Genomic DNA, 24,645 nt, shown 5'->3' on the forward strand with positions numbered 1-24,645 from the left:
ATTTAATGCAGGAGCGGTTAATAAGAGGATATTATAAGGGAAATACTAGGAGCGGAAAAAGGATCTGGGTCGATATGGGATAGGTTGTCGGATTAAAGACGGGGAGATGGGAAGAATTTAATGCAGGAGCGGATAATAAATAGATGAGGGAGAAAAAGTTAGGAGCGGTAAAATATTCAGGGGATTTTTGAGGGGCTTTTCGACATTACATAACCCAATATAGTTTTGTCGTATGAGGGTGTAATTTCGACATATCATATACATAAAAGTGATTTAATTTACATTTGTCGATACGACACATCATTTGATTGTATATAATTTTGTCGTAGGGCAAACTTATATCGACATATCTATTGACCAGAATATATTAACCATTCTTTTGTCGATTATTCTGTCTCTCCTCTCTCACTTTATATATGGCCCGATAAGAAAAGGGCGCATCTTGGTAAGGATATTTATTCCCACTAGGATAAGTTTACAGCGGTTTTCTACTGTGTCTATATAGTTGACACAGTTTGCAAGTGTCAACATTGTAGACAAGGATTGCTTGTGTCTATATTGTTGACAAAGTGTATTTCAATAAAAATAGAGCAGGACTCTTCTGCCCCGCCCTAAATTTTTCCTGTTTTTTGACTTTGTTTTAGAAGAAATTAACTGCCGGATCATAGGAGTTTTGCTCCGGTCTTTCATCGGATTTTTCATCTGTTCTGTACTCTGTTTTTCCCTCTTTTTGTGAGCTGTTTTTCCACTCCTCGAACTCAGATTTTAGTCCTTTTTCTTCGATGAATTTTGCCTCATCTGAAAGATCATTTTCAGACTTGATTCTCCTTAATCTTTCATCGAAAATATCTGGGAAATCTTCATGTCTGTGAGCTGAAAAATCTTCTGCAATCTTGTTGGCAAGCTCCGTCCTTTCAATAAGGCTTTTCTCCTCTGCTTCTTTGATTTTTTCAGCATACATTCTTGCAAGTCTTTCGTCTTGTAAGGCGATCTGGAACAGATAATCATTATCTCTGTCAACCTTCGTTTCTTTCATGGAGACATATTCGTCTTTGCTTAAATGTCTCCTTCTTCTTTCCGGAGTTCTCTCGATGATAAAGCCTTCATCTTCACAGATACTTGTAAACATCTCTCTGTCAACCTGCGTAAAGACCATCTTGGCATTATTGAATTTATCGTTGGGTTTAGTATTGTCTGGGCGGAGTATTTCCATGCTCCTTAAGGCTTTTTCCTGGCTGACGATTTCATTGCCGTTTTCATCATGTGCCTGCCATACTCTTCTGATATGTACATGGGGTGTTGTCTCGTCCATATGAAGAGCCATATCAAGTATCTTGCAGTTCTCTCCAAAAGTTTCTTCAAACTTGTCTCTGTATGCTAGAGCACATCTCCAAAGTTCATCTCCGGTTGCGTGTTCTTCAAAGTCGCCTATCTGTAAAATAACGTCCTCTGGTCTTGTCCTTGTGGCTGTGTAATAATCGTCAAGGCTCTTATTTCTTTCCTTATGTCCCGCAGCTTCGTTTCTTGCATTTTGAGCGTTTATGGCGTCAATAAAATGGTCTTCGTAATACTGTTTTTCAAGATCCAGAAAGGTCTGGCCGTCAACACCGTTATACGTCCAATACAGGTTTTGATTTACCCTTGTCCTGTCTATGTGTTCGGCAAGGTCAAGGTCAAAGTTTCTGTCATTGTGTCTGCCATCTTTATCCGCTCTTGCTGTTGTAAGTGATACTTTCATAAGCACTCCTTTTTTTAGCAGAGAAGGAAGCTTTAAGCCTCCTCCTCATACTTGTAGATGTATTTGTATTCCATGTCATTTGTCTCTTCGTTATAGCCAGTGATTTCAGCAATTTCTTTGATTTTGAAATCTTCGAGATATACCATTGTCTGGAATGATTGGATGTTTTTCTTTGCCTGGATAGGGTTTTTATAATCGCCTTTCATAGCAAGGTCAACCATCTTATCAACAACTCCTGTCGCAGAGAATGAGTGGATGGTCATTGCAGTTCTGCAACCAGAGTTTGAAAGGGTTATGGCTGAACATATCTCGGGTCCTTTTGCCTCACCTATAACGAATACATTGGCGCCTGCTACTAGGGCAAGTTCACCGAGTTCCGCAAGATTTATCGGCTGCTTATCAAGAGAATACTTTACCGGATGTTGGAACATAACACCCTTTCTGTAAGCAAAAAGCTCGTCATTTTCCTGTATAACAAGAATCTCTGCCGACTGTTCGTATGCTTCCTCAAGGAAGAAGTTAAGACATACCGTTTTACCAGATCCGGGAGGTCCTGCAAATATTACTCCCCTGCTTGTCTTACCGATATCCACAAGATAATCCCTAACTTTGGGAGGCATCATTCCAAGCCTTATAAGATCATCACCGAGAGGCTTGTTCCTGTCAATCTTTCTGATGTGAAGATCGGGCCATGGACGGGACGAAATATATTGAGCTGACAATGTAAATCTGAGGATATAGTTTTCATCGTGCGTATCTGTAAATGTCTGTTCCGGTACATCCTGCAAGATGTTGTTCTTAATACACAGACCATTTACAAATCTAAGGTAGTCGTTAAGGTCAATAAAACTTATGTTTGTGATATAAGCCTTACCCTTTATTCTTGTCCTTATAGAGTCAGGAGCTGTTATCTTGATATCGGTTACGTTAGGGTCGTCAATGAGATCCTGTATAACGTAGAGTTTAAAGAGGGAACGATAGAGCTTCTTTAACATAGCGGGCACATCTTCCGCAGGAAGGAGCTGCTTATTTACATAGTTTTGCTGAAGATGTGTTTCCAGATATGCCATGAAGTCGTCTTCGCTCTTTTCGCCTTTCATGATCTGGGCGTATGTGTAAAATTCTACACCGTTTACAAATGTCATCATTTCAACAAAAACTTTGTTGAAATCCTCATAAGACGCCTTGGTCTTTATTCGCTGATCGCTTGTCTTAAGATCGTAGATAAGATCCATCTTGTCTTCCACTGTAGGAAGTTTACTGGGAGCATATTCCTCAATGCAGTTTAGGAACGGCTTATCTTCTGTGCAGGTCTCATATACCTTCTTCTGCCTCTCGTAAGCCTCCTTGTTCTTTCTGATCTCTTCCTCTGTATGCTCGAAATTCTTTGCTTCCTCCGGGATCAGCAGCTTGCCGGTAAATGTTGGTTCTTCTTCTTCCACATCCACGATCAGGTCATCATGGATGTAAGAGAAAAAGCCTGTAAATGAGAATGGCGCTCCGTAGCTTCTTACAAGGGATCTAAGAACAATTTTCCCGTCCTCGATGTATGAGCACAGCGACATTATCTCAATATTTTCGCTATTCGGAAGAGTCCTTATATACTCTTCTGCTGATAAACACACCTCTCTGACACCGATATTGGGTTTGTGATATGTTGTGGTGTAGTATAAAGGCGTCGCCCAGGGGCCTTTCTTGTCCCTTATGATGTTTTCGGCTATTTCTGTAAAAGGTGTGTCTATGGCCCATGGATAATGTTCATAAACATCATTGCCTGTCTTACGGCCTTTCTGGATCGTTTCAAGAGCTTCTCTGTTTGTTACCCTTAAGATACTGATGTTCAGTTTCTTTTCGGGTGCCATAAATGTAGTATCCATACAAACTCCTTTTTTATTATTCAAAAGTTATCTTTGGCTCTCTGATGCCAAGATTGTAGAATGTTATCGTATATGTGCCTACTTCTGCGTAGAATGATCTTGAAAGTGAGCCGTCGGCATCCTTGATCATGTACATCTTTCCGCCCGAAGGCATTTCTATAATAGCTGCTACGTCGTCAAGGCCATCGCCCTCACCGTAGTTGCCGGGAATTGTAAATGAAACATTTACGTTCACTCTTCCTGCCTGTTTGATGTTGAATGTTCTTGGGCTTTCTCCCTCTGCTTCTTCCATACTGTTAAGAGTCATATCATTGTACTCTGTAACCTGCTGTTGATTCACAGAAGCGTATGTTGTTTCTTCTCCTTCCGGTACTTCGTTTGGTGTGTTGAATACTGTTGCGTTGTCATAGGATGTGCCATTTACATATCTGAAAAGGCCAGCTCCATTTATCATGTAATAACCGGTATTAAAAAATTCCGGGATGGTTATATTGATGAGGTTTTCCTCTTCAAACTTGTAATCATAGGTTTCGACCGTTTCCATCGAACCAAGCGGAATTACATCGGCTGTAAACACGTATTTGTGAAGGATTGTGCCTTCGTAGATATCTACGTTATAAGACTCTCCTTTTACAAGCCCGAGGATGGTGCCACTCCTTGTAAGGAATGTCTTCGTCTCGTCGTTCTGCTCTGCCTTTCTGATATCCTGTCCTCCGATTGACTCAAGGATTACAGAGCTGTTATCAAGTTTTAAGATGTCGTCTGTGTCCCCGTAAGGGTACGTGCATTTTTTTTCTGAATCTGTGAAAATCTTGTATCTTCCAGATTTGAGCTCTTCCATGCCGCAGATGCCGATTGTGGCGTTATAAAGTTCAAATCTCTCAAATACCATTCGCTCTTCTATTTCGCTTTTGGTGAACATGATAAGAGAGTCTCCCTTGTAGAGTGTCGGGATCTTCTCAAAGTCGTCTTTATACCATAAAACTCTGTCGTCTGCGGGAGTTGTAGAGATGCTTCCCTCTTCAAATGTGCCGTTTCCAAAGTATACAGGGGTGCAGTTGTTATCTTTATCCCTGACGTAGTAAACGCCATCCTCAAGGGAGCTTGTATAGCTCTTCTTATCGCCTGTGATAGCTCCTGCTGTATTTGTGGGCTCGCCACATGCCGTGAGAGTCGTTACAAGCAGTGCTGTCGAAATGATTGTAGAAATAATCTTTTTCATAGTGCTCTCCTTTGATTAAAAATGTTTCTCTTAATAAATATGGGAGAGCGAATGCTTAGATTTGATTTAAAAAGATGATTTGTCGAAAGTTTTGTCGAAAAAAATAAAACCTCGGCTTTCACCAAGGTTTTGTATGTAAAATATATAATTTACTGCTTTCTGGCTTCGTCCAGAAGATGGTTGATATATCCGTTCATGCCATCATACAAGGCACCGTTTATTTTTGCGTATTTATAATTTGTCTCACTTATCTGGATCTTTATCCATTTCATGGGCTCGTTATATTTGCGTGGCCTGCCGCCCTTCTTGTTATCCTGTACAGAAGGTTGAGGCGATGGAATATTTTCTGTATAGGTTTTTTGTGGCTCTTTTTCTTCTTTCTCTAAGGCTTCTTCATGTTCTGTATAATTCTTAAGCTGAACTCCGATAATGGTTTCATCGTCGCTTGTCTCACTGCTTAAGTGAGTTGCGGCGGAATTGAGCTGTCTGAGCCTTTCTCTTGTGCTTAATTTCTTACCTTCACTCATCTTTGCCCTCCAATCTCTGCATAAGATCCCATGTAAAGTTTCTATAATCTATGGCGGCGTTTGAGTTTTTGTCGAAATCCTTTATCGGCTGTTGGAAATCCTTGCATGTATTTACGCCGGTAAACCCTCTTATATATGCAACCATAGGCTTCTCTTTCATCTCGCTTGCAAGTGTCTGTACAGCTTCAAGTTTTACCTGATCGTTGACATGCCCGCCCCTGTGCTGTGTGAGTAAAAGAGCTGCGATCTCAACACTCGATATTGGTCTTTTCCCGCCTCGAAGCTGTTCTATATCCTTGTACACTTTGTTTATGCCTTCGATATTCCCCTTGTCTGGAGCTATTGGAACAATTATGTAGTCGCTTGCAACATAGGTCATGTTAAGAAGAATGTTTCTGTGTGGGCCGGTATCAATTACGATGTAGTCATATCTGTCTCGTACCACATCCACTATGTCTTTTAAGAGAAAAATGTCGTCATAATCAACAAACTCTTTATCTGCTTTAGACAGCTCCTCTGATGCAGTTATAACATCTATTCTGTCGAGATGCTGGATGGCGTCGTCTATCTTTTTGTTTGCGTGTAAGACATCATATATCGTAGGCATACTGGGGTCCACAGGAACGTAATATGTAAGGCCAACCTGCGAATCGATGTCTATAAGTAATACTTTCCTTTCAAATTCCGCCAGATCGTAGGATAGCTCTATTGCGGTTGTCGTTTTTCCTGCTCCGCCTTTCTGGTTGATTGTTGCGATTGTCATTCCCATTTTGTTCATCTCCCATTATCAGTTATAAATATGTAAAAAACATATAATATGTAAACAACATAAATTATGTTTTTTACTCTTTAAATATATACCAAAGTTAGGCTTTATGGCAAGTGTAACTATCTATAAAACAAATAAATCTGAAAAATACATAACAAACATAAAATATGTAAAATATGTTTATTACAATGCATTAAATATCTCGGCATCATCATAGTAACTTAAAATATGAAAAATATGAAATAAACATAATAAACATAAATTACATAACTAACCCATAAAATGTAAATTACATAAGATACCTAAGTTGCATAAAATATGTTATATACCCAATAAACTGCATAGATATATATGTAATTAACATTATTAACATACATTATGTTAATTACAGACTAATCTTGCAAATGCGATAAATACGTCATTTATTGATATATTTATGTAAATTACATATATTACAGTATTTATCCCTAAATAAGAAATGTTACAGATATTCTCTGTACAGAAAATGAGCACGGAGAGGGTTTAATCCATATTTTAGTCGTTACTTTACAAATCATAAATTGATACTGTATGATATTTTCACTAGGAGGGGATAATATGATTTTTAGTGATGCATGGGAGAGAAGAGTAGTAGAGTTTGATAGTAGCGTGAACAAGAAGAATGTTCAAGCTATCCTTTATTATGACGGGGGAACGGCCTCGATGGCCATGCCGGGATATCTTAAGGATGAGGCTGATGCAGGAGATACAATGAGAAGAGCGTGGGACACGTTTTGTAAAGACAAGCCGCATCTTGTAAATAATATCATTGAGATAAGAATAATTGATACTTCAGATCCTGACAGATCACGGAGGAGAAGTGCATGATAAAAAAGAGAGAGGGTGCATCCTCTCTCTTTCTTTTTAGGACATCATAGCCATGCTGGCGAGCTTTGCTGCAAGTGGAGTCTGAACAGTCTTTATTTCTTCGGACTTAAAATCAGCAAACTCAATCTGATGAGTTACTTTCCCGTTGAAATAATTATCATTCAGAGTGCCAATAAGCGAAACGCTCTTAGGGGGCTCTTTAAATCTTGAACTCATGTCAAAGCCGATCGCTACAACATCACTCTTATAATACAGCTTGGTGATATCATAGCTTGAGGTAACTTTGTTAATGAAATTCCCTCCTTTAGGGTTGACAGAATAGCCTGTAACTTTGAAAACCGGCGCCTCATTACCATTACCAAAAGGTTCAAATTTCTTTAGGTCTGTGATAACGTCTGGGATCTGATTAGCCTTTATCTCAAGGTCATAGTACACGATATCTGTATTATCCTCCTCGGAGTTTACGAAGCCCTCTGCTGTATTGTGGATCGCATCCACAAATGCGGCATAGTTTTCTTCGGATAGAGAAAGACCCGCTGCGCCCTCGTGTCCGCCATACTTCAATAGATATTTTTTTACCTTATCGAGATTATTCTTCATGTGGTAGTTGCCGCATGAACGGGAAGAGCCTCTAAGTATGCCATCAGGCGTCTTTGTAAGGACAATCGCAGGTACTTTATAGTCCTCGCAGATATTGCCAGCAACAATACCAATGACGCCTTCGGGAGTACCATCGAGCCTAACCACTATCGGGACATCTCCCATAAGGCAGTTATCTACGATGTACTTATTGGCGGCCTTGATCGCCTCTTCTTTTACAGCTTTACGCTGATTATTTACCTCAACGATTGCTTCTGCCATTGGGATTGCCTTGACATAGCTATCAGTAAAGGTAAGAAGTTCTACGGCATCCTTTGCTCCGTCATCCTTCATCCTTGAGCAGGCATTGATGGCGGGCCCGAGTTTGAATCCGATATCGTGAGCAGTAAGGTTCTTTGTAAGTTCAAAAGCAGATACAAGCGCATAAGCACCCGGGGTTGTCGTGTTTGGATTAAGGAGATTTTTAAGTCCATTTCTTACAAAGACATAATTTTCTTCCCTAAGTTCCATTACATCGGCAACAGTACCGAGAGATGTAAGTGACTGAAGCATCTGATAGATGTTTTTGCTTACACCGAGTTTTCTGGCAAATTTAAGACATATTCCGGCGCCGCAGTAGCCGTTAAATACGGCTGAGCCCTTAATAGCGTTAGGGTCAACAATAACATCGGCATCCGGAAGAATCGCTTTTCCATCCTCCATGATAGGCTCATGATGGTCAAGGATGACAACGCTGATACCTTTGTCCTTTGCAGCCTTTATCGCCTCTGGCTGGGCTATACCATTATCACATGTAATGATAAGACCCTCTGAGATTTCATCAATAATGGTCATATTGATACCAAAACCTTCTGAAAATCTCTTTGGAATCCTGTATGTGACGTTGGTAAAACCGTTTGCCTTAAGGGCAAGTAAGAGAATAGATGTAGAGGTTACTCCATCTACATCATAGTCTCCGATGATCTTCACTGGCTCATTTTTGAACTTACTCACAAGCTCTACAGCTTCGTCAAGTCCTCTAATCCCATACTCATCTGCATAAGACATCTTAAACCAGTTGTTGATATCATCAAGAGAACTTGCGCCGATATTGCGCAGAAAAACTTCTTCGAGGGTCTTAAGCTCGTCTCTCTTTTTCCATGCTTTCATATATAATTCCTCCTTCTCCATTTCCAAAATTATCTCTAACACTATAAATATGGATTTTTCATGTCCCTACAAACATAAATTCAAGCTCCGTTATCCCATATTTAATAAGGAACGTTTTTATGGGTATTTAAGGGAAGGTAACAGTAATGGAAGAGAGGTATGCAAAGCTGTTTGGCCAGCTTAACAAAGAAACTCAGAGTCACAGTAAAAGAGTCGCCAAAATATGCAGATATCTTGCCCCTGTAATGGGAATAGATGAAGAACTGGCTTACAGGATAGGCTATGTTCACGACGTAGGTAAGCTTTATATTCCATCAAGGATCATAAAAAAATCAGAGAGCCTTACAGAGCTTGAGCGTGAGATAGTCGATCTGCATTCATATTACGGCTACAAGATGCTCAAGGATATGGGCGATGGGCCAGAAGTCTATATTCCGGTCCTTTTTCATCATGGTTTCTTAAAGCCAAGGATCGGCAATGAGAAAGCTGTTTTAACAGAAGACATGATGAAGTCTATATATGTCATCCACTCAGCCGACGTGTATGATGCAATGATGAACAAGAGGGTGTACCACGAACCCTTCTCTTTAGAGCAGACGCTTGACAACCTCAAAGATGATGCGCTTTCTAACGATAATATCATCAATGCACTTGCGCAATATCGCTGTACAGAAAGTAAGCGGGAAAAAACAATATCCTATATTTATATATAAGGAGAGGAATAATACATGAAGAAAGCATTACTTATAGCAGAAAAGCCGAGTCTTAGAAGGACTATCGAGGAAGTTTACAACAAGCATAAGAAGGATATTCCTTATGAAATTCATTTTATGGAGCAGAGAGGACATCTTCTTACTCTTAAAAGCCCAAATGAGATAGATCCATCCCTTGAAAAATGGGATTGGGAACAACTTCCTATCTATCCAGATGAGCTTGGTGGTTGGAAATACAAGGTAATACAGGAAAAGAAGGTCGGGTCATTTCTTACAGCAAAAGAGAGGTTTGACGCTATTAGAAAAGAGTTGTCTTCCGGATCTTATGATTTTGTCATAAATGCAGGAGATCCTGACCAGGAAGGACAGCTCCTTGTGAGGATTGTTCTGTCTGGTGCAAAAAATACACTGCCTATCAAGAGGTATTGGTCCAATGATACAACAGAGGCAAAGGTGCTTGATGCGCTCCTTAACCTCAAGGATGACGAGTCGGACCCCATGCTTGTGAATCTGTTGGAGGCGGCATATGTAAGACAGCACTCTGACTGGCTTTTCGGCATGAACGTATCAAGAGCAGCCACTCTTCAGATGAACGCCAGGGCGGCATGTGGACGAGTTAAAACTCCTATAATGGCTATCGTCTGTAAGAGGGAAGACGAGATAAATAATTTTGTTCCCAAGACATGTTATGGCGTAAAAGCCGATTATGACAAGGGCTTTACGGGCGCTCTTTATGAAGAGACATCTGAATCAGAAGATGGCGATAAGGATGAAAACGCAGGCATTATCTGGTTTGATACTGAGGAAGAAGCAAGAGATCTGATTGCTTCGCTGCCAAGTGTCGGCACAGTTAAAACATACGAGTCCAAAAAGGTCGAAACCTATGCACCAAAGCTTTACAAGCTTGCAACGGCACAGGTTGATGCAGGTAAGATGGGCTTTAGCTCTTCAAGGACACTTGAGATAATCCAGTCATTATATGAGAAGAAGCTCATGTCCTATCCAAGAACCGACTGTGAGTATCTTTCCAGTGGAGAAGATCTATCCGCAATGTTGAAAAGCGCATCTGCTGTACCTGGACTTGATGCCTTTGTATCATCCATTGATCCTTCTGTTATCGGGAAGGTTAAACACACCAAGAAGTGGGTGAATGATGAAAAACTAAAAGAATCCGGCCACTCAGCGCTTGTGCCTACAACTATGAAACCGGATTTTTCATCCCTTTCAGATGATGAGCAGAAGATATATACCATGATCGCAAAGAGATTTGTGGCTATCTTTCTGCCGCCGCTTGTACAGAATAAGAGACTCCTTATTGCAGACATGGGCGGAAATCTATTTAAGAGCACAGGAAAGACACTTATTGACGCAGGCTATACAGAAATCTTTAAAACAAAATTTACGGACAATGAGATTCCGGAGTATGCAGTAGGGGAGAGCATAACAGTAGAAGAGTACGAGGTTTCCTCCAAGACAAGCACATGTCCGAGACGCTTTACTGATGCAGACCTTATTGCTGTGTGCGAAGCTCCTTCAAAGTTCCTTGATGACAAATCGCTTAAAGACGAGCTCGGTAAGAAGCTTAAGATCGGAACTCCTGCTACTAGGGCAAACATTATTGAAGAGCTTATTACTAAAGACAAGTATCTTATGAGGACTAAGGAGAAGTCTACTACATTCGTTGTCCCCACAGAAGCAGGCAAGGTTATCTATGAAAATCTTAAGGACTGCGATATCTGTAAGGTAGATCTGACAGGAGAGTGGGAACTTAAGCTTGAGGCTGTCCGTGGCGGAAAGATGTCCCGAAAAGATGTTGAAATCGGCATGAAGGAGCACGTAAGAAGGCTTATCGAGGATATTCACAAGACACCGATGAAATCCTTAAGAGCAGGCAGAAGTGTTATCGGCAAGTGTCCCGAATGCGGTGGTGATATTATTTCAAGCGAAAAGAGTTTTTATTGTTCCAATTACAAAGATGGTTGCCATTTCGGAGCATTTAGGAATATATGCGACTCCAAGATAACCGACGAAGAGTTTCTTAAGATGTTGGGCGGTGACGTGATCACCAAGAAACTTAAAAAGGGCTCTACCACATGGGACCAGCAGCTCAAATATAATCTCTCTGAGCATAAGGTTGAATTTGTTAAGAGAGAGGCGGAAGAGAGCGAGTATTCCTGCCCCAACTGCGGAGGAAAGCTTACAGATAATGGAAGAGTGGTATCATGTTCATCCTGTGAGTTTAAATTATGGCTCACTGTTGGCGGCAAGGTGCTTACCAAAGCACAGGTAGATAAGTTCTTTAAGACGGGTTCTACGGGTCTTTTAAAAGGGCTTAAGAGCAAGTCTGGAAAGAAGTTTGATGCAGAGGTTGTGCTTAACTCTGATGGCACAGGAACACAATTTAAGTTTTCTGATAAGTAAGGAGAATTATGGAAGCAATAATTAAGTTAAGAAAAAGCAATCTCATGGGAGACGGCATCTGTATTTATGAGGACCAGTACGGAAATTCTGTTTTCATGAAGAAAGAGGATAGTAAGGATAGCGGTGAGGAGTTTGTTGCAAAGCTCCGCTTTAAGGATAAGTCCATCAAGGCAAAGCCTATAACAGTGACCGTCCCTGTAAAGGATGATGAAATGGGTACGATGCTCCATATTGACTATCTTGAAGGGGAAAAAGCGGGAGACGAGATAGATAGTGCCATCGACATGTTTACGAAGGTGATGCAGAGATGGATAAATCTTATGTATGACATTGCAATGCTCCGTGCGCCTTCTTCCGGAGAGGCTGATGCCAAGGCAAGACTTGAGAAGCTCTCGAAATATGAAGAATTATCCGATTTCATTGGCATTTTAATGAAAAATTAAAATATGCTATCCCATATTTATTATAGGTAACAATTTAACATCATATAAATTTCTCATAGGAGGAAATCACATGGATTTTGAAACGACCAAAAATCCCTACGAGCATTTTGAGCGCACGTCCCATATGTTCGTAAAGCTCTTTACCAAGAAGAAAGAAATGGAAGAGACCTTCCACCCCAGTATGCTAAAGGAGTATAACACAGTTAAGAATGACATGCTTTCAACTGCGTTTGACCTCTTAAAACTTGGCATCCAGAGCAGAGTTGATGAAAAGTGTGTATACATCACCATTGATGACACAGAGTATTCAATCCTGCGATCCGACATGATGAAGGTGATAAACAAGAACCAGTGGGACGAGTTATTCCCGATGGATAATGTGCAGATCATCAAGGCTGAGATTGAGACAGAGCCGCACACAGAAGAAGAGGGTGGCGAAGATCTGAAACAGGCTGAGCATAATGCAGTAAATCCTACTGTACAGAATATGCAGAATCCGCTTATGACATTCTTGCAGGCTCTATATGCTCCCATCATGGGAATGACAAACCAGAACTCGTCTGATGCAGTAAACAATATGGCTGTTGCCATTAAGAGTGCATTCCAGCCCCCGGAAGTTGACCTTGTGGATGAGGTTGGCGGCATTCAGAAGAAGATCATGCGTCTTGAAAAGGAAAAAGACGATGCCTTAAGAAAATGCCAGAGTTACAGACAGGCGCTTGAAAGCGCAACTGCTGATGCAGAAGAAGCGAAGGCTCAGCATGACGAGGAACTTGAGAACTGCACCGCAGGGCTTAAGAAGGAAGTGGAAGACCTTAAGAACGAGGCTGAGAAATCAAAGTCAAGAGCTGAGAATGCCTTTAAGGAGAGAGACAATCTTCAAAAGGAAGTTGGAAGGCTCAACAGACTTGTGGAAGATGGTAAAAACGAGGTAAATTCCGTAAAGAATAAGCTCCAGAGTCAGCTATCAGAGCGTGATAGTAAGCTTTCCAATATTGAAAGAGAAAAGAACGAGCTTAAGAGTAAGCTTGAAGCTGCCGCAAAGAGTGCAGAAGATAACTTAAAGTCTTCTGTACAGAAGGCGAAGGATGAGGTTTCGGCTTCTCTTAATAAGACGATCGAAGAGAGAAACAGAAAGATCTCCGAGCTTGAGTCTTCACTCAAGGATGCCAAGAACAACGACGATCTTGTAAGTGAGTATGAGAGCAAGCTCAAGGAAAAAGATAAGGCTCTTGCTGAGCTTCAGAAAAAGTTTGATGCACTTTCGGCAGAGGTAGATGCCGGAAAAAAACATCAAAGCGAGCTTCAAAGTAAAATTGAAAGTCTGGAGCAGGAGAATAAATCTCTTGAGGGGCTCGCTTATTACGATAAAAAGATTGGTGTAGGGAACAACAATGCTTTTAATCGTGACATCCAGGCGGTTGATAAAAACAATGTATCTCTTGTCATTACCGGTGTCCGCAACATGAAGGATATAAACGACAGATATGGAAGACAGGCCGGGGATAAACTTATCCAGATTGCTGCACAGGAGTGCAAAAATGAGTTTGGAGACCATGTTTACAGAGTATTCGGCGACGAATTTGCTATCATTACTGAAGGTGATTTCAGTTCAATTCTTTCTAAGTTGCAGGCCATCAAGGAAACCCTTGAGGCACAGCAGATTTTCATAGTATACGGCGTTTCTGTTGGATCTAAGGTTGCTGACTTGAAGGCAATGGTTACAGAAGCGGAACATGCCATGGTGGCCATGAAGACAAACCCGACTATGGGTGGGGCGATAAGTGCTACGCCCCAGGACAAGAAAGAAGAGGCAAAGCCTGCCGAGGCTGAACCAGAAGAGGTTGACATGAGCGATGTCATGGCAGAGTACCTTTCAACAGAGAATTAAGAGGTAACAAAATATGTCAGAACTGTGGTTAAAAGACACTAAGGTGCTGACTTTAAAAGATTTGGAAGGAGTTCCTAGCGAGATCTCAAAGGTAGATGCGCCAGAGCTCCTTCCTTTGTCTTTAAAGGATGATTGCACCACAGAAAATTTTAAGAAATGGCTTGATGCAAGGTCTGTTCCCGAGAAAAGGGAAGGCAGGGCAGAAGTGATAAAGGAATTTGGGACAGAGAGCATTTTTAAGAATAAAAACTATGCTTCTCTGACAGACCAATACTGGATAAAGTGGCGATCTGAGACATGGAAGAAGGTGAACTTCTTTACCAACTTCTACGATAAGGACATAGGTAATATGTTCTTTATGCCGTGGAATGTTGCTGTACAGAAAACATATAAGACAAATACGCCTGACCTTACAACGGGCGGAGTCTTGAGAAAAAGATGGCTCCAAAACCAGGATAAATCATCATATCTCATAAAGGCTGGCAGTAAAGACACGCATCAGGAACCTTTATCGGAAGTTCTTGTGTCTGTTTTTGCAGAGCAGCTCGGCAAGATCCCGTGTGTTAAATATGATATGTGGGTAGAAGGAGTGACAATCTGCTCAAAATGCGACAACTTTATCACCATTGATACAGAGCTTGTACCGGCATATATGATCTACAACAGAATACCCAAAGAGGAGAATGAGTCTGTTTATGATCATCTGATAAGAGTCTGTGATATCCATGAGATACCTGGGGCTAAAGAGTTCATTGACTGGATGATCTTTATTGACTCTGCTACCGGGAATGAAGACAGAAATCTTGGGAATATAGGATTTATAAGAGACTCTAACACAATGAAGTTTATAGGCCCTGCTCCTCTTTATGACTCCGGTAACGCATACTGGTCAACAACCAAGATAAACGAGCACGTAAAGAGCAAGATGTTTGGCGATATGGAAAATAAACTTTTTAAGAGTCTGAAAAAAGATTGCGACTTTGAGGCTATCGCTAAAAATGGAATGTTCCAAAAGCTTGTGGAAAATTATCCGGGCATTACCGATGAGAAAAAGAACAATCTTATAAGTGCGATAAAAGAAAGAAACCATCGCCTTACTAAGGATCTGTCAATAGACAGCATGGGGAGATGACTATGGGAACGCAGTTATGGAATAGAGAAGCAAGGTCTGTCGAGGACAGGAAACGCATCCTTGCAAAATCAAACGGCAGATGTGCAAGGTGCGGTAAAAAGCTTGACCTGTCTACTATGACCATCGACCACTATATCCCCTTTTCAAGGGGCGGGCCAGATGATTTTAAAAATCTGGTGCCATTATGCGAGTGCTGCAACCAGGAGAAGAAAGATATTATGGTCAATCCTTTTGACTATTACAAATGTCTTCCAAAAGAAGAGGCCTTAAAGCTTTATGTGTTGCAGGAAAAGTATTCGGACAATGTAAGATGGTGTAGTCCCAAAAACTTTACAAAAGAGGATAGCATTGTAATTCATTATTCATCGGCAAATAACATATTTGAGGGACACAAAACAAAGAACTACTGCATCGGGAAGCCCATGAAGGCGGTTATGAAAAAGTGCGTTTATTCGGATCTTGATGCAGTGCTCGAATTTACTGAAAAGTACCACAAAAAAGTAGGACTTCCTACCGGTGATATCAAAGAGATCATCATGGATCTGTTTCAGAACGGAGCACTTTATAAGGTTGTGAAGTGTGATAACATTGTTGGCATTATTCCCTTTGGGATAGGTACTATCAAGAAAGGTAATGCAAAGTCTTATGTGTTCAAGATACATGGACTTCCCTGTATCTATCACAAGCCAGAGAACAGAGAGCTGATAATAAAAGCCATAAAGTGCATCATGCAGGATATTGCACTCTTACATCCACAGAAAGCAATAATGCTCATCATTGAGGTGGCAAAGAATGACAGCTTCGGGAACAGCATAGCAAGAGCTTTTTCTTCTGCCTGTACAAATCCTGAAGAGGACGACTTTCTTGTTTATTCGGTCATGTCTATATTTGAGTCGGACGAGGAGAGAAGAGAACGCCTTGAAGATGGTGAAGAGGCTGCCAGGTCGTTTTTTGACAAGATAGAAGAAGGTTACTCGGATTTTATCAGCACCACATTTAGAATGCGTTCTGCGGATAAATACGGCAAAGAAAAGAAACCTAAACAGCCCAAAAAGAGAGAGAAGAGAAGGAGAGAGTATGACGAATACGATATAGAATACTATCAGAGCAATTAGCGTCTTCCACACAGTAAATTAGATAATAACAAGAAGAGTCGGCTTTATAGCCGACCCTTTTTTATTCATTCATATCATATACATCGTATGTTGCAGCTTGCCTCCTGTGCTCATCATCCATGGCTGCATAGTGTTTCGTAGTGGTGTTTACGTCCTTATGCCCCAGAACGTCGGCGACCATATAAATATCCTTTGACTTCTTATATAGATTAGTCCCGTAGGTACTTCTGAGCTTATGAGGGGAAATATTCTTTCCGTGTACGGCTTCTGTAGAGTATTTCTTTACCATATACTGTATTGTGCGGACAGCCATCCTTGTGTGGGTCTGCGATGAGATAAAAAGGGCTCTTTCCGAATTATTCTCTATAAAGTTGTTTCTTTCATGCAGGATGTAGTCTTGCAAAGCTATATTTGTCGCCTTGTTGAAATAGATTATTGCCGTACTTCCACCTTTGCGAACTATGGTTATTGAGTTGTCGTTGAAATTGACATCCTCAAGATCAAGACCGACACATTCCGATACCCTTATCCCAGTATTTAGAAGAAGCGTTATGATAGCGGTGTCCCGCAGGGCTGTAATCTTCGATGCGCTCCTTGCTCTCTTGCTTGCAAGGTCTGATGTTTCAACGACCCGCAAAAGCTCAGATACTTCATCCTTATCCATCCTTACGATTGCATCTTTCTTTTTTCTCTTTCCTTTAGCTGCCTTAACTGTCGGATCAGATTTTATGTAGGAGTTGCTTTCCAAGTATTCAAAGAAGTTCCTTATTGTAGCCATCTTTCTGGCAACTCCGAGCTGGCCCGATGCATGATAATGTTCTCCTTCGTACATATTGTTGCTTAGATATGCTTGAAAAGCATTTATATCTTCCCGGGTAAGGAGGTCAAGTGCTTCCAGGGGGATGTCTTTTGTTTGCGACTTCCTGTACAGAGGATTTTTGTCTATGAGGTATTCCATGAAAGTGATAAGATCATCTGCGTATGCGATCACGGTGTTCGGCTGATAATTCAGTTCACAATCATCAATAAATGAATGGACATAGTTAGGCAGCTTCTTTTTCTTCTCTGAAATCTTTGCCTTTTGTTTCTTTGCAAGCTCTTTATAGTATGCTGAATTTTTCCCCATAATATTTTTCCTTTTTCAGAAGGTCTATTTGGATGATTTATTTATCTGAAATTATTTTACCACAATTAAGCGTTTCATTAAATCGATATTTCACGCAACGCTTGTAAGATGTCAAGGCAGGGGTCTGTAAACCTGAAATTACTTCTCTTCTCTGTACGCAAAAAGAGCTATCCTTTGAGATAGCCCTTATAGTCTGATCACGTATTTTTTGTTTTTCTTACCTCACTCGATTATATTCATATCGCTATCCATTACAACCATGAGCTTATAGCCGACTTCGCTGTATTCTGAATTGTATTCATACTTACATGATTTATATGGTTTGTAATAAAATGTGAACGAATCGGTTTCACCTTCTGCACAGGCTTTTCTTGTTACCTTTAAATAGTTGTCGTTAAAGATCCCCTTGTATGCGTTTTGAGGATATTCATTGTCATACAGGATAAAATAAACTGTATCACCATCATCTGCGGTCCTGTAGTCTACAATGTTTACAGCGTGTCCGCCTCCCGTAGAGCTTGCAAGACCAAGAATGAGGATTTCTCCATTATCAAGCTTTTGCTCTATCTTCTTTATGGTTTCCCAGCTATAGACTCCATATGTATCGTTTATTGCATAGAGCTTATCTTCCGGACGCATGGCATCATTTGCTTCTCCCCAGTAAGCACCCATCATCTTAACAAATTCTGCCTCTCCGCTACTCAACCCTGTAAGAAGTTTGCTGTCTCCTTTGTGGTTTTTTACAAAATGGCTGTCTTTATAATCAAAGATCACCTTGTCAGTAAGGGTGTCATTGCTTGAGTCTCCCGAAATATCCCAGGATATACTCCCTGCTCCGTTGGAATATCTGTCTGATGAATACGAGCCGGAAGCAGGCATTGAACCTTCATTAAAAAGCTTTGCTGTAAAGTATGAAATACCTGCACAGTTTCCGCCGTTGGCATATTCTGTACTAAAGTTTGGAAATGGAAATGCATCTTCATTTACATTAAACCCGGTATGCGATGAACTTGTATTCTGTACATCTGATACTTCTGCTTTATAATCGTTGCTATCAAGGATTACTTCGTCGTTCCACATATATAGGAAGCTCTGAAAGCCCGGGTCTGGATCTGTTTTTGTCAGTTCAAATGAAGGAAGCATACTTGTAACTGCTTTAAGGGCTGCCATCTTGGTCTCAGACACTTCTTTTACATCTGCATCTGAAAGCCCTTCGAGCCCGTACCCGTCAACAGCGTAAGCGCTTATTGCAAGAAGATAGTTGATGGTGTTTTGGTCGGTCTTGGTGTCCCCTGTGGGAACATAATAAAGTCTGGGCTTTGCGTTTGTAAAAAGGTTTCTTACAGCCAGCGTATGTGTATAAAGAAAGTTTACATCTTTGCTATATTCGATATCGCCATCATCTGAATTAAGCGAAAAGTCAAGCGAAGGCTTTGATGGTGAAAAGATACCGTTTTTCTTTGCTACTACTATAGTGTAGCGATTGTTGTGGTCAAAAGTATAATCTGGAGTTATCACATTACCGGACACAGACTGCTTTGCACTCCACATCTCACCGCCGTACCAGTGCCCAATAAGGATTGTGATATCCTTTGGGGATGTATCGCCACTTACAATGTCTGAAACGTCGATTGACACGGTACTGCCGTAGCTGTAAAGGTCATAAGCCTTGTAGGTCTCGTACCCTTTAATTGTTGGAGTATCAATCTGGCTGACATGTGCAAACATATCTTCGGCGCTAAGAGCTGATAATGTAATCTCGCTGCATTCATTGCCCTCGAAAGAAACATCGTCTCTATCATAGAAAGTGTTTATATCCATGCCGTTTTCAACCTTATAGCCGTCTGTGTAAAGGTCTCCTGCTGTGGATGTCTTTGCGGGGTCAGAGCCATAAACCTCAATCTCTTCCTTGTCTGTAAGGCCATCTGCATCGCTGTCAACGCCTTCTATCGGCTGAAGTCCAGCTCTTATCTTGTCTCCCATGGTCCACCCGTCGATATCTGAGGGAATTTTATCATAGTTTGCTTCGATATCCTCTTTGGTGTACATCACATCGTAGTGTTCAGTGTCATCTACACCCATGTATTTTACGAAGTTTATCATCTTCGGAACGCCTATGATAAGCACCAAGGCGGCTACTATTATGATCAGAATGCCTTTTAATGTGTTCTTCATTACCTAAAACCTCCAAAATATCTGTTTTTCTAATATAAATATAGGATATTCCAGTCTCAAGATAATTTTCTGTACAGGATTATTTTATCGTTTTTAACTGTTATTTCCAACAGACACATAATAAAAAGAGCCCACAGGACTCTTTTTTATTGATAGGATTATTCAGTTTTAATCATTGAGGGGGCTTAAGACCACACTTCCGGTATCCAGAGTCTTTTCCATATCTATGATTCTCTGGTTTTCACTGCCTCTGAAGTTAAGCATAAGGTTTCTTTTGGAAAGAATAAACTTTCCGTCAACCAGTGTGCTTATACTTGAAAGTATCTCATCGGTTACTTCGGTGTGTTTTCTTCCGCCTTCGATAAGGTCTTTGTCATAGGTGAAGCCTGTGTACATCCAGATATCCTTTTTCGGAAGTCTCTCTCTTATTTTTCTTATCAGCCCCACTAAAACTCTTTGGTTTTGTGGTTCAAAAGGCTCTCCTCCAAGGATGGTGATACCTGCATAATAGTCAAGTGACAGTTCTTGCAAGATGTCCTCTTCCATTCCCTCGGTATACTCTTCACCGTAGTTAAAGTCCCATGTCTCGGTGTTAAAACACCCCTCACAACAGTTAGTACAGCCCGATACGAACATGCTTATCCGTACTCCCGGGCCATTGGCACAATCAGTAAATTTGATTTCTCCAACGTGCATATTGCCTCCAATAAACAAACCCCAAAGCAAAAGCTCTGGGGTGTGTTTTTGATAGTTAGTCTTGGAAATTTTTTCCGGAGAATGCAAATTTTCCGGAGATGTGTTTAGCAGGCACTACGAGTCTTTGTGGCCAGGTGGATTACACGGTCACGGATCTCCTGTGTTCTGCCCTGATTCCAGTATTGTGTTCCGATGTAGCCGCATGTACGTCTTGCAACGTGCATTTTGGTCTGGTCGGTGCATCCACACTGAGGGCACTGCCAGTAAAGCTTTCCGCTCTTCTCATCCTCTCTTATCTGGATCTCGCCTGTATATCCGCACTCCTCACAGATATCTGACTTAGAGTTAAGCTCTGCGTACAGAATTGTGTTGTAGATGTGCTTCATAATGGCAAGTACAGCGTCGATGTTGTTCTCCATGTTTGGAGTCTCGACATAAGAGATTGCTCCTCCAGGGCTAAGCTTCTGGAACTCGGCCTCTTTTGTGAGCTTAGAGAAAGCATCAATTTCCTCGCGGACGTTGATATGGTAAGAATTGGTCACGTAGTCGTGATCAGTAACGCCCTCGATAACGCCGAAACGCTCCTTGAGCTTAGATGCGAACTTGTAAGTAGTTGACTCAAGAGGAGTGCCATAAACACTATAAGAAATGTTCTCGGCGGCTCTCCAGTCAGCACACTTATCGTTCATGAACTGCATAACCTTAAGGCCAAACGCCTTACCCTCTTCTGTAGTATGTGACACATTCTTCATGTACTTAACACACTCATAGAGGCCAGCATATCCAACGGAAATTGTTGAATAGTTACCGTATAAGAGCTTGTCAATCTTCTCACCGGGCGCAAGTCTTGCCAGTGCTCCAGACTGCCAAAGGATAGGTGCTACGTCTGAAGTCGTTCCAAGAAGTCTCTCATGGCGAAGGCGAAGCCCCTTGTGTACAAGGTTCTCCATTCTGTCTTCAAAGATTTCCCAGAACTTCTTCTCATCGCCGCCAGAAGACAGTGCAATGTCTACAAGGTTGATTGTGATAACACCCTGATTGAATCTGCCATAATACTTATGCTCTCCGTTCTCTCCAAGTCCTTCTGTATCGGGAGTAAGGAAAGATCTGCATCCCATACAAGGATATACATCGCCTTTAAGTTCCTTCATCTTCTTTTCAGAGATGTAATCGGGAACCATTCTCTTTGCAGTGCATTTAGCTGCAAGAACAGTGAGATCCCAATACTTTGAGCCCTCTTCAATGTTATCCTCCTGGAGTACATAGATAAGCTTCGGGAATGCAGGTGTGATCCAGTTGCCCTTCTCATCCTGTACACCCTTAATCCTCTGCTCAAGCATGAGCTTAATGAGAAGTGCAAGATCCTCTTTCTTCTGAGGGTCTTTTGCTACGCACTCATTCAGATACATAAATACGGTTACGAAAGGAGCCTGCCCGTTAGTGGTCTGCAAGGTGATAAGCTGATACTGAATAGTTTGTATACCCTGCTTAATCTCCTTGTAAAGTCTCTTCTCGGCTCTTGCCCTAACCTGCTCTTCTGTCATCTCGATACCGTCTTCTGCATTCTCTTTTTTAATGTCAGAGATAAGCTTCTGACGGGAAACATCAACAAAGTTAATGTCTGCATCATGCCTTCCACCGACAAAATCTGTCATGGTGAAGGTCTGCCCGCCATACTGGCAGGAAGCTACCTGTGCAACAAACTGTGTTGCCTGGTTTGCAGCGATAAGGAAGCTCTTTGGAGTCTCAATGCCGTGACCCGATAACATAGTGGTTATCTTCTGTCCGTGCTGTGGGCCCCAATTCCACATGCCTGCAAGATCGATAAGATCGCAGTTATGCATGTGCTGTGCAAAGTAGTCTGTGTCATGGAAATGGATGATGCCATCCTTGTGAGCCTTTGAGATTTCCACAGGGAGAAGGACCTCGTTAGTAATTGATTTACTAACTTCTCCTGCCATGTAATCTCTCTGTACAGATACGATCACAGGGTTTTTGTTGGAGTTTTCATCCTTAACCTCATCGTTCTTAAGCTCAACGATATCCATGGAAGACTTCACAGTTTTGAATGCAGCCTCACGAAGCTCCTGTGTGTGACGATAGTCCATGTATGTGCGGGCTACCATGGGAGCAAAAGTCATAAGCTTTGTTTCAACCATGTTTTGGATATCAGCTGTGGTCACAGAAGCCTCATCCTCAATATTAGCGATGATTTCTTCTGAAATAGCCTCAATCCACGCATCGGCAATTTTCTGATTGTACCGACCATTCTTATCAGCGCCGATGCGCTGATGCTCTGGTGTTGCACCATTTGCCTTGACGATAGCTGAAACTATCTTCTTTGCGTCGAAATCTACCTTTGTGCCATTCTTTTTTACTACTGTTATCATATTTTAATACCTCCTATTGTTCTCCTTTTCAAAATTGGTGTTACACAATAAAAATGGGATAAAGACAGTGTAACAACCCTTTGAAAAAATATTTTTTATAAAGATTTAAGCAGTTTTAGTGATGATTGTTGAAATTATTTATAATATCCTGTACAGAAAACAAAAATTATGGGTTGCTATCCCATATTTATATTAGAAAAATCTGATGATACAGGAGGCTGTATGGATAAATCACCTTGCGATACTCATTTTGTGAAAATACTTCCCAGATGGTTTGAGGATGTTAAAAGTGGTAAAAAGAACTTTGAAATCCGCAGATTTGACAGGGATTATAAGACCGGAGATATCATCTGTTTACAAGAATGGGAACACGGTAAATACACAGGCAGAGAGATTGCCAAAAAGATCCAGTACATATATGTTGGTGATGGGACTTATGGATTGTCAGAAGACCATTGTGTTCTTGGGCTTGCCCCGGAAATATACGATGTTACACATTAACAGGATGAGAGGGATAGGCAATGCTTAGCGCAAGTACAAATATTTTTGAATACGAAGAGCTGTTGATGGGACAGAGAACAAGATTTGAAGCTTCTTTCAAAGGGACTCCCGCAGAAAACAAAAAAGAGGTTGGGCATATATGGAGATATGCCATAGAAGAGCTCCTTGGGTGGACGGCTGAAGAGGCGCTTAAAAACCTTGATAGCAACATAGTAAAAGCGTTGATGCTTAACACTACTTTTGCCGGACTCGGATATGAGCCAAAGAAAACATATATTAGCGATTACAGATTTATACTTCAGTATGCTTTTCCAGAGTCCATAAAATATGATTTTGTTGCTGAAACCATTGCTGAATATGAGCATGTGGCAGGGCTTGGTATGTGGCAGAATGATCCGGAAAAATACAAATATGCCAAAAATTTCTTCAGCGATGAAAATGGCATTAGCAGAGGCAACATACTGCTGCGCCACATTGTAAATCTTTATCTCGGAGATATGTCCTTAAAAGAAAAGTATATGTTTTTTTCACAGGACTCTGCGAAAGCCAAGAAATGGATAAGAAATCATTATCTGGACGCGCCGCTTAAAACATACTCATCTCCTCTCGATTATTTTCATAACGCCCTCCCACCCGGAGAGCGCAGCGATCTTTTATATAATGCCTGCCAGTTCAGATTTCCGTATGAACCGCCCATAAAAAGAAAAAGAAGGTTCTCAGCGGATTCAACTGAAGAGTGATAAGGATGCTTAAGCCTGTCTCCTTACGGGGATGGGCTTTTTGTTTGAACTATATACGTCGCACCATGGATAATCCTCCTTATACCCAAATATATATCACAAGGAGGATTATACTATGGCAAAACAAAAGTTAGTTCTGGGTTATGCAAGAATTTCTACACCCAAACAGAAGATCCGGAGGCAGATTGATTCGATCACTCAATATAACTCCGAAGCAGTCATTATTGAAGAGACTTATACCGGCACATCATTTAAGCGTCCGGAGTGGCAAAAGATCATGAAGCTTGTTGAGAAAGGCGAGGTAAGCTGTATCATCTTTGATGAGATATCGAGGATGAGCAGGGATGCTGAAGATGGGTATAAGACTTACAAATATTTTTTGAAAAAAGACGTTGAGATGGTGTTTCTTCGCGAGCCGCATCTTAACTCAAAAACTTACTATGAAGCTAAAGCCAAAAAGATTGATATTACCATTAACAGCGGTGATAAGTATACTGATGAATTTCTTAATGCCATAATGAGTAACTTAAATCAGTATATGCTCAACCTTGTA

General features: G+C 41.1%; 20 protein-coding genes. 10 read left to right on the forward strand and 10 right to left on the reverse strand.

Features of this window, described 5'->3' with window-relative positions; translation table 11 throughout:
• Nucleotides 1-640 precede the first annotated feature (640 nt).
• The 5 genes from J6I68_RS15020 to J6I68_RS15040 form a co-directional block, all read right to left on the reverse strand.
• Nucleotides 641-1,738, reverse strand: coding sequence for a plasmid recombination protein (locus J6I68_RS15020; protein ID WP_292221511.1), 1,098 nt, complete (start codon nt 1,736-1,738; stop codon nt 641-643).
• Nucleotides 1,739-1,770: 32 nt separating this feature from the next.
• Nucleotides 1,771-3,615, reverse strand: a complete 1,845-nt coding sequence (locus tag J6I68_RS15025; RefSeq protein ID WP_292221513.1) for an ATPase, T2SS/T4P/T4SS family — start codon at nt 3,613-3,615, stop codon at nt 1,771-1,773.
• 16 nt (nt 3,616-3,631) lie between these two features.
• Nucleotides 3,632-4,837: a hypothetical protein gene (locus tag J6I68_RS15030; RefSeq protein ID WP_292221515.1), complete on the reverse strand. Its 1,206-nt coding sequence runs from the start codon at nt 4,835-4,837 to the stop codon at nt 3,632-3,634.
• A 149-nt stretch (nt 4,838-4,986) separates the two neighbouring features.
• Nucleotides 4,987-5,364 carry a hypothetical protein gene (locus J6I68_RS15035; protein ID WP_292221517.1) on the reverse strand — a complete coding sequence of 126 codons (378 nt, stop codon included), beginning with the start codon at nt 5,362-5,364 and terminating at the stop codon, nt 4,987-4,989.
• Nucleotides 5,357-6,133, reverse strand: coding sequence for a ParA family protein (locus J6I68_RS15040; protein WP_292221518.1), 777 nt, complete (start codon nt 6,131-6,133; stop codon nt 5,357-5,359). The genes J6I68_RS15035 and J6I68_RS15040 overlap by 8 nt, the downstream gene beginning before the upstream one ends.
• A 597-nt stretch (nt 6,134-6,730) precedes the next feature.
• Here J6I68_RS15040 and J6I68_RS15045 point away from each other — a divergent pair.
• Nucleotides 6,731-7,000: a hypothetical protein gene (locus J6I68_RS15045; RefSeq protein WP_292221520.1), complete on the forward strand. Its 270-nt coding sequence runs from the start codon at nt 6,731-6,733 to the stop codon at nt 6,998-7,000.
• A gap of 36 nt (nt 7,001-7,036) precedes the next feature.
• Here the strand turns inward: J6I68_RS15045 and J6I68_RS15050 are convergent, their stop codons facing one another.
• Entirely contained in the window at nt 7,037-8,749 is a 1,713-nt protein-coding gene (locus J6I68_RS15050; RefSeq protein ID WP_292221521.1) for a single-stranded-DNA-specific exonuclease RecJ, read from the reverse strand.
• A 146-nt stretch (nt 8,750-8,895) separates the two neighbouring features.
• On the opposite strand from J6I68_RS15050, the gene J6I68_RS15055 reads away from it, so the two are divergent.
• The 6 genes from J6I68_RS15055 to J6I68_RS15080 all read left to right on the forward strand — a co-directional run bounded on the left by J6I68_RS15055 (nt 8,896) and on the right by J6I68_RS15080 (nt 16,464).
• Nucleotides 8,896-9,462 (forward strand): HD-GYP domain-containing protein, encoded by a 567-nt coding sequence (locus tag J6I68_RS15055; RefSeq protein ID WP_292221522.1) that lies wholly within the window; start codon nt 8,896-8,898, stop codon nt 9,460-9,462.
• A 15-nt stretch (nt 9,463-9,477) separates the two neighbouring features.
• Nucleotides 9,478-11,883: a type IA DNA topoisomerase gene (locus J6I68_RS15060; RefSeq protein WP_292221524.1), complete on the forward strand. Its 2,406-nt coding sequence runs from the start codon at nt 9,478-9,480 to the stop codon at nt 11,881-11,883.
• A gap of 8 nt (nt 11,884-11,891) precedes the next feature.
• On the forward strand, nt 11,892-12,326 hold the full coding sequence (locus tag J6I68_RS15065; protein ID WP_292221525.1) for a hypothetical protein: 435 nt from the start codon (nt 11,892-11,894) through the stop codon (nt 12,324-12,326).
• Between the two features lie 70 nt (nt 12,327-12,396).
• Nucleotides 12,397-14,217, forward strand: coding sequence for a diguanylate cyclase (locus J6I68_RS15070; protein WP_292221526.1), 1,821 nt, complete (start codon nt 12,397-12,399; stop codon nt 14,215-14,217).
• A gap of 13 nt (nt 14,218-14,230) precedes the next feature.
• The gene (locus J6I68_RS15075) at nt 14,231-15,349 is read left to right on the forward strand and encodes a hypothetical protein (RefSeq protein WP_292221528.1); all 1,119 of its coding nucleotides are present in this window, start codon (nt 14,231-14,233) and stop codon (nt 15,347-15,349) included.
• Nucleotides 15,350-15,351: 2 nt separating this feature from the next.
• Nucleotides 15,352-16,464 carry an HNH endonuclease gene (locus tag J6I68_RS15080; protein WP_292221529.1) on the forward strand — a complete coding sequence of 371 codons (1,113 nt, stop codon included), beginning with the start codon at nt 15,352-15,354 and terminating at the stop codon, nt 16,462-16,464.
• Nucleotides 16,465-16,525: 61 nt separating this feature from the next.
• On the opposite strand, the gene J6I68_RS15085 is transcribed toward J6I68_RS15080, so the two are convergent.
• The 4 genes from J6I68_RS15085 to nrdD all read right to left on the reverse strand — a co-directional run bounded on the left by J6I68_RS15085 (nt 16,526) and on the right by nrdD (nt 22,851).
• A complete protein-coding gene (locus tag J6I68_RS15085; protein ID WP_292221531.1) occupies nt 16,526-17,590 on the reverse strand; it encodes a tyrosine-type recombinase/integrase in 1,065 nt (354 codons plus the stop codon).
• Between the two features lie 222 nt (nt 17,591-17,812).
• On the reverse strand, nt 17,813-19,765 hold the full coding sequence (locus tag J6I68_RS15090; RefSeq protein ID WP_292221533.1) for a hypothetical protein: 1,953 nt from the start codon (nt 19,763-19,765) through the stop codon (nt 17,813-17,815).
• A gap of 168 nt (nt 19,766-19,933) precedes the next feature.
• Nucleotides 19,934-20,461 carry an anaerobic ribonucleoside-triphosphate reductase activating protein gene (gene nrdG, locus J6I68_RS15095; RefSeq protein ID WP_292221535.1) on the reverse strand — a complete coding sequence of 176 codons (528 nt, stop codon included), beginning with the start codon at nt 20,459-20,461 and terminating at the stop codon, nt 19,934-19,936.
• Nucleotides 20,462-20,565: 104 nt separating this feature from the next.
• Complete coding sequence (gene nrdD, locus J6I68_RS15100; protein ID WP_292221536.1) at nt 20,566-22,851, reverse strand: anaerobic ribonucleoside-triphosphate reductase; 2,286 nt, start codon at nt 22,849-22,851, stop codon at nt 20,566-20,568.
• A 222-nt stretch (nt 22,852-23,073) separates the two neighbouring features.
• Here nrdD and J6I68_RS15105 point away from each other — a divergent pair, with 222 nt between their 5' ends.
• From J6I68_RS15105 to J6I68_RS15115, 3 genes are all read left to right on the forward strand, one after another.
• The gene (locus tag J6I68_RS15105; protein ID WP_292221538.1) at nt 23,074-23,352 is read left to right on the forward strand and encodes a DUF3850 domain-containing protein; all 279 of its coding nucleotides are present in this window, start codon (nt 23,074-23,076) and stop codon (nt 23,350-23,352) included.
• Nucleotides 23,353-23,372: 20 nt separating this feature from the next.
• Nucleotides 23,373-24,092, forward strand: coding sequence for a hypothetical protein (locus J6I68_RS15110; protein ID WP_292221540.1), 720 nt, complete (start codon nt 23,373-23,375; stop codon nt 24,090-24,092).
• Nucleotides 24,093-24,207: 115 nt separating this feature from the next.
• Nucleotides 24,208-24,645 (forward strand): recombinase family protein (locus tag J6I68_RS15115; RefSeq protein WP_292221541.1); only part of this gene is annotated, 438 nt, incomplete at its 3' end.

The organism is Butyrivibrio sp., from assembly GCF_017940685.1.
In the GTDB taxonomy this organism is placed as follows: domain Bacteria; phylum Bacillota; class Clostridia; order Lachnospirales; family Lachnospiraceae; genus Butyrivibrio.